Origin of the sequence: Stenotrophomonas sp. LMG 10879, from assembly GCF_002750935.1 — a bacterium.
Taxonomy (GTDB): domain Bacteria; phylum Pseudomonadota; class Gammaproteobacteria; order Xanthomonadales; family Xanthomonadaceae; genus Stenotrophomonas; species Stenotrophomonas lactitubi_B.
Genome location: NZ_PEJT01000007.1, coordinates 235,750 through 250,764, shown reverse-complemented (window position 1 = coordinate 250,764; position 15,015 = coordinate 235,750). Strand labels below are relative to the sequence as shown.

Sequence of the window (15,015 nt, the reverse complement as noted above, 5' to 3'; positions counted from 1 at the left end):
CGGGGGCTCCAGGAAACAGTCGGGACATGGGAACTTCTTTCAAGAATCGAATGCGCTTTCGGTGGCAGCGCTGGCGCTCCTGGAACATTGCCGGGCCGGGCGGATTTCCAGGCTTGCCATGGCCAGCATGCCCATCACGATTGCCAGCCATAGACTTGCAAGCCGTATGCCGATCGCGGCGGTGACGGCGACGTCCATGTTGGCGCCCACTGTGGTCAACATCAACACGATGGCGGCTTCGGTCGTGCCCACCCCGCCGGGGACGAAGGACGCGGCGCCGGCCAGCATTGCCACCGGATAGATGCCCAGTGCTTGCGGCCAGCTCAGATGCATGCCGAGGACAGAGCAGAGTGCGGCGAAGGCAAGCGCAATGAGCAGCCATGCGGAGCCGCCTAGTACAAGCCCCGGCAGCATAACGCTCCACCGCAGCAGCGGGCTTACACCGCTGACGCCGGCAATGAGGAAGGATGCCAGGCGCCGTCCCCACGCGAATGGAAGGCGATCTCCAATTGCGCCCATTTTTTGTAGCAACCAAGGCCAGCGAGTGGCGAGGTAGAGGACGCTCAAGCTGCCCGCTACCAACATGGCCAAGGCGCCAAATGCGGGGATCAACGCGGATACCCCAACCCCCAGCGCGGTGATGACCAGGAGATCCTGGCCTCGTTCGACGATGAAGGTCGCCAGCACCACCTGTGGCGGGACGTTCAGGTTGCCGAAGTAGCGGATGCGGAGCAGTTCGCCGGCTTTGCCCGGTGAGGCCGTGAAGGCGAACCCGGCCACGTACGCGCGCAGGCCCTCACCCCAATGGACTTCATATCCTTGGACGCGGAGGAGGCAGTGCCAGCGTTGATAGCGCATCGCGAAGCTGCCCGACACAAGTACGGCACACAACGCCAGCGAGCCGGGCAGTTCAGCCAACCGTGAGAGCACACCGGTATCACGGTCCACGTACAGCAGCAGTGCCAGGTACACCGAACTGATGGCCAGCAGAAAAGCAAGGCCACGCCACCGGGGAGGCGGCGCGATGGCTGACACGGGCTGCTGGTCAAGGAGCGGACGCAAGTTGGCGAGGCTCCGGTTGGGGGTTCAAAAGGCCTGGCCGGGCATTCTAGCGGTATTCTTCGACAAGATTTGCCCGAACTCCTTCGAGTAGCGCCATGTTCCGCCAATCAGGCGTGGCGGGACATGGCGCCTGTCCTTCCGTCCCCGATGGTGGCCTGCTGGTTGCAGGCGGGTGTCAGCCAGGACGACCAGCGGTCGCATGGTGATCGTCCGCTACGGCGCTTGTTCAGTGCTCCTGTGTGTCGATTATCAGGTCCATCGACTTGTAGCGTTCGATGGTGCGCCTTGCCCGGTCGTAATGCGCCTGCGTCCCTTCCGGGATATCGGACTCCCGATAGGATCCATGTGCGTCGGTCAATACGTATTCGCCGCCGACGTTGGAAATACGGTCCAGTTCGCACTCTTCGAAGAACGTGCAGCCCAGGAACAGATTGTGGCCCTTTCTGGCACCCAGAAGGCTCAGGAGCGAAGGAGCAAGGTCCAAGGAGTTCTTGCCAGCGACATCGATTACCTGGTGCTGGACACCTTTCCAGTAAATCAACAAGGGTATGGTGTCAATAAAGTATCCCTTGATGCGACGATCCGCATCGACGGTCACGGGCTCCGGGAACGTTGAGTGGTCCGCAGTGACCACGAGAATCGTGTTCTCGTGCAACCGGCTGGCCATGAATCGTTCGATAAAGCGACCGATGTCGCGATCATATGTATGGAAGCGATTGAGGACGATGTTGTTGCCGTCGCCAAATCTTTCGTCGCCATCCAGGAATGCATGGGTCTGGAAGTTGTAAGCCGCTGCGAAGAATGGCTTGTCCCGCGGCTGTGCTTCCAGTTCGGAAAGCATGCTGTCGAACAATTCAGGGTCACTTAGATACTTGGGCATTGCCGAGTCGGCACTGCCCCGCACATGCGACTCGAAAAGATAGTCGCGCCCCAACGTGCGGTCGAAGCCGAGAGTTTCAACCATCTTGTTGATGTACTCCTGCTGGGACAGGAAAAACATGCTGTGATAGCCGTGTGCGCGGAGTATTTCCGGAATGCTGATCCGAGATACCGCTGTGACGTCTCCTGATACGTCGCGTTGGCCGATTCCTGTGCCTTCCTTGTTATACCCATCAATCTCCTGATGACCTGAAGTCAGTTGGCCGCGCAGGCCGCGGAACGTTGCAGCAGTGTGATTGTAATAATTGGTAAGGACCAGCGAGCCTCCTGCCAGTCGATCAAGATTGGGGGTCAGTCCTGGATGGAGACTGCCATAGGTTTCCATCCAGCGCGCTGACATGCCCTCGGTGAATATCACGATGACATTCGGTCGTGGTCCAAGGGTCTGCGTCATTTCTGGCGGGAAACCCTGCTGATAGATCGTTCGCCGCGAGAACTCGGCGCGCGCTTCGACCAATTGTGCTGCGCTGAGCTGCACCCGGCTACTCATGCCGATATACGCCATGTACGCGCGGACCAACGAGGCTACTGGCACTTCACCACGCGCGACAATGATGCCGCGCGCCATGGGCTGGTCGTGGATCAAACCGGCATAAGCAGCAGCAGCTACACCAAGGCATAGCATCGAAGTGCGGGGGTTGAAGCGTGGGGGGGAGGGGCGTTGGAGCAAAGCAAAGGCGATGAAGGCCAGCAGATAGGTGCCTAGCATCGCGTACACGCCGTTGAAGGCGATAAGGCCAGCCACTTCCTGGTTCGCAAAGGCGATGGGTGGAATCAATCCGCCGGAGAGCCAGATGGAATAGAGCTGGGCCACGTAGATGAAGCCGGCTGCTGCAGGCAACAGCAGGACGATGATCCGTAAGACTCGATTGCGAAGACCCAGCGCGAGATGGGTGAGCAGATCGATCAATACCAACTCCAGCAGAAAGCTGATGGACAGGTACAGCAGTTCGCTCGGAGGGTAATAGCGGTTCATCCGCAGCAGCAGGACGCCGGTGAGCAATCCTGCGACGCAGGTTCCCCATGCAGGGAAACGCCGCGTGATATTCAATATATTAATACTCATCAGCCAAATGGAAGAATCTCCATGGAATCCTTCCTCGTTGCCTCTCTGGAATGGGAATGAGCGTCGGAGGCCGAATGACAGCGATGGGCCTCCATGCCTGGTCCAATGATACGGCGTTGTTCACATTTTATGCACATTGGTGAATGAGTCGGATCGCCTGCTTTGGTGTGCATCTGGATACATGGCGACATATTTTGCGTTGGAGCGGCGCATTGGTTTGCCGATCGTGGCTTTAGCGTTCGGGTGGGGCGGGAATCTGCATGGACGAAACGAAAAAGGGCCGGCACATTCACATGCCGGCCCCATATCTGAAACACAGTGTTCTCGTTTGGTGCATCTCCACATGTCGCCGATGGCAGAACCTGCCTTGCTCCAGGAGAGTGCCGGCGATCTGCTGCTACGTGACCGGCTTCCTGAAAACCAGTCGCGAGAAAATAAGATAGTTCCACGCGGCGATCATTCCCATTACCAGGAACTTCGCGATCAATGGATGGATATCTGCGGGGCCAACCAGCAGGAAGATCGCCAAATTGCCGGCAGCGAGATTTATTGTCGCAACAATGCCGTACTTGAAAAGCTCGCTCCCCATGTGTCCATCGCTTTGGAATACCCAATGGCGATTAAGCAGGAAGCTGACTACAAACCCGCAGCCGAAGCTGAGCGACTGGTTGAGGAAAAGCCAGTTCTCGCCCAATGCCATTTGCAGCGCAATGAACACGGCATATTCGACTGCAGCGGCCGAACCACCGGAGATCAGGAAACGGAGAAGTCGTTGTTTCATGGGGTGTCCAGGCGGGGCCAGGGTATCGAGTGATACCCTGGCTTCAGCCTTTGGGGCTCAGAGCGCCTTTTCCAGCTCCGGCAGGATCGCAAACAGATCCCCCACCAGACCGATATCGGCAATCTCGAAGATCGGCGAATCCGCATCCTTGTTGATCGCCACGATCGTGCCGGCATCCTTGATGCCGGTCAGGTGCTGGATGGCACCACTGATACCCACGGCCACATACAGCTCCGGCGAAATGATCTTGCCGGTCTGGCCAACCTGCAGGTCGCTGGGCACGTAGCCGGCATCCACCGCAGCGCGCGAGGCACCCACGGCGGCGCCGAGCTTGTCGGCCAGCTGGAAGATGACCTTGAAGTTCTCTTCCGAACCCACGCCACGGCCGCCGGAGACCACGCGCTTGGCGCTCTGCAGGTCCGGGCGGTCGCTGGCACCGGCGGCCAGGCCGACGAAACGGGTGTGGGTCGGCAGGGAGGCGTCGACGCTGGCCGCTTCAATGGCGGCACTGCCGCCCTGGGCCGCTTCCGGCCACGACGCGGCACGCACGGTGGCGACCACGATCTGGTCGGTTGGCGCTTCCACGGTGATGATCGCGTTGCCGGCGTAGATCGGACGCCTGAAGGTATGGCTGCCTTCGACGGCCATCAGGTCGGAGACCTGGTTGACGCCGAGCAGGGCGGCCACGCACGGCATCAGGTCCTTGCCGAAGGTGGTCGACGGGCCGAACACGTGGCTGTAGCCCTTGGCCAGCTGCGCGATCTGCGGGGCTAGCACCTGGGCCAGGGCCTGGGCGTTGGCGGCGTTGGCCACGGTCAGGACCTTGGCGACGCCGGCGATCTTCGCCGCTTCAGCCGCAACGGCGGTCGGGTCGGCGGCCAGCACCAGCACATCGATGCTGGCGCCGGAAATGGCTGCAGCAGCGCTGACGGTCTTGGCAGTAGCGGCGTTGAGCTTGCCGTCGTGGTGCTCGGCGATGACGAGAATCCTGCTCATTACAGCAACCCCTTCTGCTTGAGTGCGGCCACCAGTTCGGCGGCGTCCTTGACCATCACGCCCTTGCTGCGCTTGGAAGGCGCGGTGTACTGGGTGGTCTTGAAGGTATCGGCGGCTTCAACGCCGAGGTCGGCCAGCTGCAGGGTCTCCAGCGGCTTGGCCTTGGCCTTCATGATGTCGGGCAGCTTGATGAAGCGCGGCTCGTTCAGGCGCAGGTCGGTGGTAACCACGGCCGGCAGGTCGACTTCCAGCGTTTCCAGGCCGGCGTCGACTTCACGGGTCACGGTGGCCTTGCCGTCGGCAATGTCGAGCTTGCTGGCGAAGGTCGCCTGCGGACGGCCCCAGAGCGTGGCCAGCATCTGGCCGGTCTGGTTGGCGTCGTCGTCGATGGCCTGCTTGCCGAGGATCACCAGGTCCGGCTGTTCCTTCTCGACCAGCTTGAGCAGGGTACGGGCGGCGGTCAGCGGCTGGATGGCCTGGTCGGTGACGACGTGGATGGCGCGATTGGCGCCCATGGCCAGGCCGTTGCGCAGGTGCGCCTGGGCATCGGCCGGGGCGATGGTGGCGACCACGACTTCGCTGGCGATGCCCTTGTCGCGCAGGCGCAACGCTTCTTCCAGGGCGATTTCATCGAAGGGATTGGGCGACAGCTTGACGCCGTCGGTGACCACGCCGGAACCGTCCGGCTTGACCTGAATGCGGACGTTGTAGTCCACCACGCGCTTGTACGCGACGAGGATTTTCATCTGGTACTCGATCCTTGTAGTGCCGGCCGCTGGCCGGCTCACAGTTGCGGAGAACGCCCGGTCCTGCAACAGCAACCGGTTCGGGGGTGGGACCCCGATTCTAGCTGGCTTGGGGTAACCATGCGAATGCGTATGGTTGACGTGCACCATGCTGCGATGCAGCAATCCAGTGGGCGCCAGTTCACCTGTGTGATCGCCCGCTACAGGAAGTGCGTTGTATCCTTTCACGTTGCATTGTCGGGGCCACGAAGGCCCTGTCCCGCGAATCATAATCAGGAGAACAGGTAGTGCCCACATGGCTTGTCACCGGCGGCGCCGGATTCATTGGCGGTAACTTCGTTCTCGAGGCTGCCGCCCGCGGCGTCAAGGTCATCAATCTCGATGCGCTGACCTACGCCGGCAACCTGAAGACCCTGTCCAGCCTGGACGGCAATCCCAACCACGTGTTCGTGCAGGGTGACATCGGCGACAGCGCGCTGGTTGCCCGCCTGCTGGCGGAGCACCAGCCGGATGCCGTGCTGAACTTCGCCGCCGAAAGCCACGTCGACCGTTCCATCGACGGCCCGGGTGCCTTCATCCAGACCAACGTGGTCGGGACCCTGGCCCTGCTCGAGGCCGTGCGCGACTACTGGAAGGCGCTGCCGGCCGACAAGGGCGCGGCCTTCCGCTTCCTGCACGTGTCCACCGACGAGGTGTACGGCACCTTGGGCGAGACCGGCAAGTTCACTGAAACCACCCCGTTCGCGCCCAATTCGCCGTATTCGGCGTCCAAGGCCGCCTCGGACCACCTGGTGCGTGCGTTCCACCACACCTACGGGCTGCCGGTGCTGACCACCAACTGCTCCAACAACTACGGCCCGTACCACTTCCCCGAGAAGCTGATCCCGCTGGTGATCGCCAAGGCCCTGGCCGGCGAACCGCTGCCGGTGTACGGCGACGGCAAGCAGGTGCGCGACTGGCTGTTCGTGTCCGACCACTGCGAAGCGATCCGCACCGTGCTGGCCAAGGGCCAGGTGGGCGAGACCTACAACGTCGGCGGCAACTCGGAAAAGCAGAACATCGAAGTGGTGCAGGCGATCTGCGCGCTGCTTGACCAGCGCCGCCCGCGTGCGAACGGCCAGCCGCGCAGCAGCCAGATCACCTACGTTGCCGACCGCCCTGGCCATGACCGCCGCTATGCGATCGATGCCTCGAAGCTGAAGAACGACCTGGGCTGGGAACCGGCCTACACCTTTGAACAGGGCATCGGCTTCACCGTCGACTGGTACCTGGATAACCAGGAATGGGTGAACGGCGTGCTCGACGGCAGCTATCGCCTGCAGCGCATCGGCACCGCGGCCTGAACCAAGGACACGACATGACCCAACGCAAGGGCATCATCCTCGCCGGCGGCTCCGGCACCCGGCTGTATCCGATCACCAAGGGCGTCAGCAAGCAGCTGCTGCCGGTGTACGACAAGCCGATGATCTACTACCCGCTCAGTGTGTTGATGCTGGCGGGCATCCGTGAAGTACTGATCATCAATACCCCGCACGAACAGGCTTTGTTCCAGCAGCTGCTGGGCGACGGTTCGCAGTGGGGCATGGACATCCAGTACGCGGTGCAGCCCAGCCCCGATGGTCTGGCGCAGGCCTATCTGATCGGCAAGGACTTCGTCGGCGGCAAGCCGAGCTGCCTGGTGCTGGGGGACAACATCTTCCACGGCCATGGCCTGCGCGAAGTGCTGCGCAACGCCGACCAGCGTGATCATGGCGCCACCGTATTCGGCTACTGGGTAAACGACCCGGAGCGCTACGGTGTGGCCGAGTTCGACAAGAACGGCAAGGTCATCGATCTGGTCGAGAAGCCCGAAAATCCGCGTTCCAACTACGCGGTGACCGGTCTGTACTTCTACGATGGCAACGCCAGTCACCACGCAGCGGAGTTGAAGCCGTCGCCGCGTGGCGAGCTGGAAATCACTGATCTGAACCAGCGTTACCTGCGCGAGGGCAACCTGCACCTGGAGCCGCTGGGCCGTGGTTATGCCTGGCTCGATACCGGTACCCACCAGTCGTTGCTGGAAGCGTCCAACTTCATCGAGACCATCCAGACCCGCCAGGGCCTGCAGGTGTGCTGCCCCGAGGAAATCGCGTTCGGCCAGGGCTGGATCAGCGCCGAGCAGCTGGAAGCACTGGCTGCACCGCTGATCAAGAATGGCTACGGCCAGTACCTGCACAAGCTCGCTCTGCGTGGAGTCGTTCCGTGAAAGTGATTGAAACCAAGTTGCCCGGTTGCGTGGTGATCGAACCGGCTGTGTTCGGCGATGCCCGTGGCTATTTCTTCGAGACCTGGAATGCCGAGCGCTTCGCTGCGCTGGGCCTGCCCGATCGCTTCGTGCAGAGCAATGTCTCCACCTCGGCACAGGGCGTTCTGCGCGGCCTGCATTACCAGTGGCCGCGCCCGCAGGGCAAGCTGGTCAGCGTGCTGGAAGGCGAGGTGTATGACGTGGCCGTCGACATCCGTCGCGGCTCACCGACTTTCGGCCAGTGGGAAGCGGTGTTGCTCAGCGCGGAGAACAAGAAGCAGTTCTGGATTCCGGAAGGCTTTGCACACGGGTTTGCCGTGTTGTCCGAGCGTGCGGTGTTCAGCTACCTGTGCACCGAGGTGTACCTGAAGGACTTCGACGCTGGCGTGCGCTGGAATGACGCCGATATCGCCGTGGACTGGCCGATCAGCGCGCCGACGTTGTCGGCCAAGGACGAGAACGCGCCGTTCCTCAAGGACATTGCTGAAGACCGCCTGCCGGTCTACGTCGCATGACGGTGCTGGTATTCGGTGGCAACGGTCAGGTCGGCCAGGAACTGCTGCACGCGCTGGCGCCGCTGGGGACGGTGGTTGCCACCACCCGCAGCGGCCAGTTGCCTGATGGCAGCACCTGCGAAATGGCCGACTTCGGCCAGCCCGACAGTTTGCCTGCATTGCTGGACCGGCTGCAGCCGTCGTTGGTAGTCAACGCGGCCGCCTACACGGCCGTGGATCGTGCCGAGCAGGAGGTAGAGGCTGCATTCGCCGCCAACGCCGAAGCGCCGGGCGTGATCGCCCGCTGGTGTGCAGCGCATGACGTACCGTTCGTGCATTACTCCACCGACTACGTGTTCGATGGCCAGGGCACGGCCCCGTACCGCGAAGACGAACCGACCGCGCCGCTCGGCGTGTACGGCACCAGCAAGCGTGATGGTGAGGATGCGGTGCGTGCGGCCGGTGGTCGCCATCTGATCTTCCGTACTGCGTGGGTCTATGCCTCGCATGGTGCGAACTTCCTGCGCACGATGCTGCGCGTGGGTGCCGAACGCGATCAGCTGCGGGTGGTGGTCGACCAGATCGGTACGCCGACGCCGGCGGCATTGATTGCTGATGTCACCGTGCAGGCGCTGCAGCATCCGGGCGCGCTGTCGGGAACGTGGCATCTGACGGCATCGGGCCAGACCAGCTGGCATGGCTTTGCCGAAGCGATCTTTGCCGAGGCACTTGCCGCCGGCGTGCTGGCCAAGGTGCCAGCGGTAGAGGCGATTTCCAGTGCGGAATACCCGACCCCGGCCAAGCGCCCGGCCTGGTCGGTGCTGGACAACCGCAGCCTGCAGCAGGATTTCGGCATCGTGCTGCCGGCGTGGCAGGAGGGGTTGAAGCGGGTCATGGCGGAGATTGCCTGACCCGGTAGGCGACGTGCCGACCAACGGTCGGCACCCACCCCGACCAGCGCTGGGCGCCGGCCCCGACCCACGGTCGGCATGCACCGCAGGGCGACGACTCAACTGCGCCCGTATGTATCCTCGAACCGCACGATGTCATCCTCGCCGAGGTAACTGCCGGACTGCACTTCAATCAGCTCCAGCGGCAGCTTGCCGGGGTTGCGCAGGCGATGGGTCACGCCCAGCGGGATGTAGGTGCTCTGGTTCTCGCTCAGCAGGATTACTTCATCGCCGCGGGTAACTTCGGCGGTGCCGCTGACCACGATCCAGTGCTCGGCACGGTGGTGATGCATCTGCAGGCTCAGCGTACCGCCGGGCTTGACCGTGATCCGCTTGACCTGGAAACGCTCGCCGTTGTCGATGGAATCGTAGGCTCCCCACGGCCGGTACACCTTGCGATGCCAGGTGGCTTCGCTGCGACCATCAGCCTTCAGCTTCGCCACCACCGTCTTGACCTCCTGCATGCGGTCGGCCTTGCCGACCAGAACCGCATCGTCGGTCTCGACCACGATCACATCATCCAGCCCGACCATCGCCACCAGGCGTTGGCCGTAGGCATAGGTGTTGCGGCAGTCGATGGCGATCACATCACCCTGGTGCGCATTGCCATCGCCGTCCTGCTGCGATACATCGCGCAGTGCGGTCCAGGAGCCAACGTCGTTCCAGCCGGCATCCAACGGCACTACCACCGCATCGGCGGTCTTTTCCATCACGGCGTAATCGATCGAATCGGACGGCACCGCAGTGAACGCGTCCTTGTCCAGCCGGGTGAAGTCGGCATCGCGGCGCGCGCCCTCCCATGCCGTGCGGCAGGCCGACAACATGGCCGGCTGCAGGCGTTCCAGCTCCTGCAGGTAGCGCGAGGCCTTGAACAGGAACATGCCGCTGTTCCAGTAGTACTGGCCACTGGCCACGTAGCCGGTGGCGGTGTCCAGATCGGGCTTTTCGACGAAGCGTTCGACTGCGCGCACGCCCTGGCCATCGGCGGCCTTGATGTAGCCGTAGCCGGTTTCCGGGCCGGTCGGCACGATACCGAAGGTGACCAGCTTGCCGGCTTCAGCGGCGCTGGAAGCCGCCTGCACCGCCGCACGGAAGGCGGCCTCATCGGTGATCACGTGATCGGAGGGCAGCACCAGCAACAGCGCATCGGCGCCATCACGGGTGGCTTCCAGCGCGGCCACGGCAATCGCCGGGGCGGTGTTGCGGCCAACCGGCTCGAGGATGATCGCGGCCGGCTCGGCGCCGACCTGCTGCAGTTGTTCGGCCGCAACGAAGCGGTGTTCTTCGTTGGCAATGACCAGCGGGCCGCGGCTGGCGATGGGGGCCACGCGCTGCCACGTTGCCTGCAGCATCGTCAGCTCACCGGCCAGAGGCAGGAACTGCTTGGGATACGCCTCGCGCGACAGGGGCCATAGGCGGGTGCCGGAGCCCCCGGAGAGGATGACAGGCTGGACGGTGTTCATCGCGACATCTCCGCTCAGGCCTTCAACAGCGCGGCGATTTCATCGGTGCGCGCCTGCATCAGCGCCGCATCCCCGCGCGATTCCACGTTCAGGCGCAGCAGCGGTTCGGTGTTGGAACTGCGCAGGTTGAAACGCCAGTCGCCGAAGTCGGCACTGATGCCATCGGTATGATCCAGCGCCGGCGACTGCGCGGCGAAGTGTTCCATCACGCGGGCCACGGACGCCTTCGCATCGCTGACCTTGAAGTTGATCTCGCCACTGCACGGGTACGCCGCCATGCGGTCCTCCACCCAGTCGGCCAGCGAACGGCCGCTTTCGGAAATCAGCTGGGCGATCAGCAGCCAGGGGATCATGCCCGAGTCGGCATAGGCGAATTCGCGGAAGTAGTGGTGGGCGCTCATTTCGCCGCCGTACACCGCATCCTCTGCGCGCATCTTTTCCTTGATGAAAGCATGGCCGCTCTTGCACAGCACCGGCACGCCGCCGGCCTGTTCGACCATCTCCACGGTGTTCCAGACCAGGCGTGGGTCATGCACGATCTTGCCGCCCGGGTTGCGGTCCAGCGCCGCCTTGGCCAGCAGGCCGACGAGATAGTAGCCCTCGATGAAGCGCCCGCTGTGGTCAAAGAAGAAGCAGCGGTCGAAGTCGCCGTCCCAGGCAATGCCGAAGTCGGCGCCGTGCTCGCGAACCGCCTCGGCAGTCGCGGCGCGGTTCTCCTGCAGCAGTGGATTGGGAATGCCGTTGGGGAAGTTGCCATCGGGTTCGTGGCAGATGCGGATGAACTCGAACGGCAGATGCGGCGCCAGCAGGTCGACGATGGCGCCGGCGCCGCCGTTGCCGGCGTTCACCACCAGCTTCAGCGGCTTCAGCTTGCTGACATCGACATAGGACAGCAGGTGCTGGATGTAGGCGCTTTTGTCGTGCTGGGCGGTCTGCCCGGCCTTGGCCGGTGCGGCGGGCGCGGTATCGGCGGCAACCGCATCGGAGATTGCGAACAGGCCGGTGTCCGAGCTGATCGGGCGCGCGTTCTCCTTGACCAGCTTCATGCCGTTGTAGTCCATCGGGTTGTGGCTGGCGGTGACCATCACACCGCCGGCCGCACCGCGATGGTCGGTCTGGAAATAGACCTCCTCGGTGCCGCACAGGCCGATGTCGATCACTTCCCGGCCCGCGCCGCGCAGGCCCACCGCCAGCGCGTCCTGCAGTGCCAGACTGGTCAGGCGCACGTCGTGCCCCACCACCACCGGCCCGGGCGACAACTGATCGGCCAAGGCCACACCGATCCGGCGGGCGAGGTCTTCGTTCAGTTCTTCCGGCACGCGGCCGCGGATGTCATAAGCCTTGAAGGCGGGCAGGGGCATCGCTGGAATCCTTTGTCAGATCAGTTGGCTAGTGTAATCCCAGCCTTGTATGGGAATCGTTTCCATAGCCCCAACGCTGCCTGACCGCCGAAGCTGTCACGTGTGGGCGGACCGGCGTTTGCGCGCGGGGCGCTTGGCCGGCGCGCCGGGCAGGGGAGACAGCAGTGCCTCCAGATCGGCTGCATCGAAGCGCGGCCCCGTGCCCCCACCACCTTCCAGGATCGCGTCGGCCAGGTCGGCCTTGCGCTGCTGCAGCTCGGCGATCCGTTCCTCGACGCTGCCCGCGGCGATCAGCTTGTAGACGAACACGGGCTGATCCTGGCCGATGCGATGGGCACGGTCGGTGGCCTGGTTCTCGGCAGCCGGGTTCCACCATGGATCGAAGTGGATGACGGTGTCGGCGGCGGTCAGGTTCAAGCCCACGCCGCCGGCCTTCAGGCTGATCAGGAACACGGGAACCTCGCCCTGCATGAAGCGCTGCACCGGTGTGACCCGGTTCTGGGTGTCGCCGGTCAGGGTCACGTAGGCCAGACCCAGGGCATCCAATGCCTGCGCAATCAGGGCCAGCATGCCGGTGAACTGGGAGAACAGCAGGATGCGGCGTCCTTCTTCGACCATGGACGGCAGCATCTCGCGCAGCAGGTCCAGCTTGGCCGAACCGGCAGCGCGCGCGGGTGTCTCGCCTGGCAGCAGACGCGGATCGCAGCAGACCTGGCGCAGTTTCAGCAGCGCGTCCAGCACCACGATGTGATTGCGCGCCAGCCCACTGCCGTTGATCGCGTCGCGGACCTGCTTTTCCATTGCCGCGCGCACGGTTTCGTACAGTTCGCGCTGGCCGCCTTCCATCGCCACAGTGCGGGTGATGACCGTCTTCGGCGGAAGCTCGGAAGCGACCTGGTCCTTGCGTCGGCGCAGGATGAAAGGGCGCAGGCGCTGGGCCAGCAGCTGTGCACGCCGGCGGTCGCTGCCGCGCTCGATGGGGTGGCGCCAGTGCTGGTTGAACTGCTTTTCGCTGCCGAGCAGCCCGGGCAGCAGGAAGTCGAACTGCGTCCACAGCTCGCCCAGATGGTTTTCCAGCGGGGTGCCGGTCAGGCACAGTCGATGACGGGCCAGCAGCGTGCGCAGCGTGGCCGCTGCACGCGACCTGGGGTTCTTCACCTGCTGTGCCTCGTCCAGGATCAGCAGATGGTAGGAATGCGCCTGCAGCGCGTGTTCGTCGCGCCAGAGCAGGGGATAGGTGGTCAGTATCAGATCATGTGCGGCAATGGCATCGAACTGCGTGTCACGTCCAGGCCCGTGCAGGGTCAGGACGCGCAGATCCGGAGTGAAGCGCGCCGCTTCACTCTGCCAGTTGTGCAGCAATGAGGTTGGCACGACCACCAGCGCCGGCTTGTCCAGGCGGCCGCTCTGCTTTTCAACCAGGAGATGGGCCAGGGTCTGCAGTGTCTTGCCCAGGCCCATGTCATCGGCCAGCACGCCGCCCAGGCCCTGCTGGCGCAGGTACTGCAGCCAGGACAGGCCTTCAAGCTGGTAGCTGCGCAGCGTCGCGCGCAAGCCCTGGGGCGCTGGGACTGCGGTCATCGCCGGTGCGTCCAGCAGGCGCTGCACGCGTGCGCGGGTATCGTTGCTGCTGTGCAGTCGCAGCTGCGCGGCGTCCTGCAGTGCCAACAGGCGTCCGCGGTCGTGCGCCTGCAGGCGCAGCGGTTGCCCGCGGTCGCCGAACAGATCCGCCAGCAGCGCGATCACCGGTTTCAGCCGGGCTGCCCGCAGGGCAAGACGTTCATTGCCCGCTGTCGTCAGCAGTACGTTCTCGTCATCGCCGATCGCGTCCAGCTGGCCGCGCAGCCAGCGCGGATCGGACTGCAGTACGCCCTGCAACAGCGGAGCCAGCGCAATGCTGCGGCCATCGATGTCGATGGTCAGGGCCAGGTCGAACGCGGAGTTGTCGGTGGGCACCGACCGTACATCCAGGTCGATCTCCTCCACCCGGGTGATGCGATGACGGAAGGCATCGTCGGTCTCGATCTTCCAGCCCAGCGCTTCCAGCCGCAGCACATCCTCCAGCAGGAAGCGGGTCCAGTCGAAACTGCGCAGCTCGAACAACGGACCGCCGCCCTCCAGCACGATGCGCGGTTGCCGCTCGCGGTGCAGGTGGACGCTGTTCAGTTCAGCTTCGCGCCGTGCCTCCCCGGCCAGGTCGCGCGGCAGCAGGTAGAGCTGGCCTTCGGCGCCATGCACGAACAGCGACGGGTCATCGAGAAAACGTACGTGCTCGTCGTACTCGAAGGCCACGGTGGCGACGTCGAGCCACTGCGAAGGATCGCGCTCGGTGAGCCAGGCAGGACGGTATTCCATGCTGTGCAGATGCAGGATCGGCGTCATCGCCTGGGTCTGCAGGGCGGGCAGTATCGGATCGGCGGCCGCACGCAGCGAACCCGGTTCACCCTCCAGTGAGTTCTGCAGCGCGGCCAGCAGCACGGCGGCGACATGCTCGCAGTGCCCGCCCGCTGGACAGGTGCAGCGACTCTGCAGGGGGCTGTGCGGTGTGCGGGCGCTGGCGTCCAGGTCGATCGACACCTCCCAGCCCTCGAGCTGGGCGGTCAGCAGCGGTGACTGGTAGCGCAGTTCACGCACTGCCGAAACGAGGTGGTTGCCCTTTCCCAGTGTCCCGGCATCCAGCCAGCGGGACAGTTCCCCTCCGGTGAATACTACGGCCATGCGTCGTCCTGTCCTCTCCATCTGCAGCACGCGTTGCCAAGGGCACCGCAAGCGGGGAAGCGGACATTCTACGGACTGAGGGCCCGGCATGCTGGTTCATGCTGCGGCGCATCCCAGCCGGCAACGGGTGTGCCGCTAGAATGGCGGCATTCTCA

Annotated in this window: 12 protein-coding genes; 4 read left to right on the top strand and 8 right to left on the bottom strand. The window is 63.8% G+C overall.

Annotated elements, in window-relative coordinates; all coding sequences use genetic code 11:
- Window positions 1-39 precede the first annotated feature (39 nt).
- The 5 genes from CR919_RS13170 to CR919_RS13150 form a co-directional block, all read right to left on the bottom strand.
- Window positions 40-1,062 carry a lysylphosphatidylglycerol synthase transmembrane domain-containing protein gene (locus CR919_RS13170; RefSeq protein ID WP_243380145.1) on the bottom strand — a complete coding sequence of 341 codons (1,023 nt, stop codon included), beginning with the start codon at window positions 1,060-1,062 and terminating at the stop codon, window positions 40-42.
- Window positions 1,063-1,288: 226 nt separating this feature from the next.
- A complete protein-coding gene (locus CR919_RS13165) occupies window positions 1,289-3,067 on the bottom strand; it encodes an LTA synthase family protein (protein WP_243380142.1) in 1,779 nt (592 codons plus the stop codon).
- 397 nt (window positions 3,068-3,464) lie between these two features.
- Window positions 3,465-3,848 carry a GtrA family protein gene (locus CR919_RS13160; protein WP_099820385.1) on the bottom strand — a complete coding sequence of 128 codons (384 nt, stop codon included), beginning with the start codon at window positions 3,846-3,848 and terminating at the stop codon, window positions 3,465-3,467.
- Between the two features lie 57 nt (window positions 3,849-3,905).
- Window positions 3,906-4,844, bottom strand: coding sequence for an electron transfer flavoprotein subunit alpha/FixB family protein (locus CR919_RS13155; protein WP_099820384.1), 939 nt, complete (start codon window positions 4,842-4,844; stop codon window positions 3,906-3,908).
- On the bottom strand, window positions 4,844-5,590 hold the full coding sequence (locus tag CR919_RS13150; protein ID WP_099820383.1) for an electron transfer flavoprotein subunit beta/FixA family protein: 747 nt from the start codon (window positions 5,588-5,590) through the stop codon (window positions 4,844-4,846). The genes CR919_RS13155 and CR919_RS13150 overlap by 1 nt, the downstream gene beginning before the upstream one ends.
- 287 nt (window positions 5,591-5,877) lie before the next feature.
- Here CR919_RS13150 and rfbB point away from each other — a divergent pair, with 287 nt between their 5' ends.
- Genes rfbB through rfbD form a run of 4 tightly spaced genes read left to right on the top strand, consistent with a single transcriptional unit; the run spans window position 5,878 to window position 9,279 of the window.
- On the top strand, window positions 5,878-6,933 hold the full coding sequence (gene rfbB, locus CR919_RS13145) for a dTDP-glucose 4,6-dehydratase (RefSeq protein ID WP_099820382.1): 1,056 nt from the start codon (window positions 5,878-5,880) through the stop codon (window positions 6,931-6,933).
- 14 nt (window positions 6,934-6,947) lie between these two features.
- Window positions 6,948-7,835, top strand: coding sequence for a glucose-1-phosphate thymidylyltransferase RfbA (gene rfbA, locus CR919_RS13140; RefSeq protein ID WP_099820381.1), 888 nt, complete (start codon window positions 6,948-6,950; stop codon window positions 7,833-7,835).
- Complete coding sequence (gene rfbC / locus CR919_RS13135) at window positions 7,832-8,389, top strand: dTDP-4-dehydrorhamnose 3,5-epimerase (protein WP_099820380.1); 558 nt, start codon at window positions 7,832-7,834, stop codon at window positions 8,387-8,389. The genes rfbA and rfbC overlap by 4 nt, the downstream gene beginning before the upstream one ends.
- The gene (rfbD, locus tag CR919_RS13130) at window positions 8,386-9,279 is read left to right on the top strand and encodes a dTDP-4-dehydrorhamnose reductase (RefSeq protein WP_099820379.1); all 894 of its coding nucleotides are present in this window, start codon (window positions 8,386-8,388) and stop codon (window positions 9,277-9,279) included. Before rfbC ends, rfbD begins: the two co-directional genes overlap by 4 nt.
- A gap of 98 nt (window positions 9,280-9,377) precedes the next feature.
- Here rfbD and CR919_RS13125 read toward each other — a convergent pair whose 3' ends face one another.
- The 3 genes from CR919_RS13125 to CR919_RS13115 form a co-directional block, all read right to left on the bottom strand.
- Entirely contained in the window at window positions 9,378-10,781 is a 1,404-nt protein-coding gene (locus CR919_RS13125) for a mannose-1-phosphate guanylyltransferase/mannose-6-phosphate isomerase (RefSeq protein WP_099820378.1), read from the bottom strand.
- 14 nt (window positions 10,782-10,795) lie between these two features.
- On the bottom strand, window positions 10,796-12,142 hold the full coding sequence (locus CR919_RS13120) for a phosphomannomutase (protein WP_099820377.1): 1,347 nt from the start codon (window positions 12,140-12,142) through the stop codon (window positions 10,796-10,798).
- Between the two features lie 96 nt (window positions 12,143-12,238).
- Complete coding sequence (locus CR919_RS13115) at window positions 12,239-14,860, bottom strand: DEAD/DEAH box helicase (RefSeq protein ID WP_099820376.1); 2,622 nt, start codon at window positions 14,858-14,860, stop codon at window positions 12,239-12,241.
- Between the last annotated feature and the right edge of the window lie 155 nt (window positions 14,861-15,015).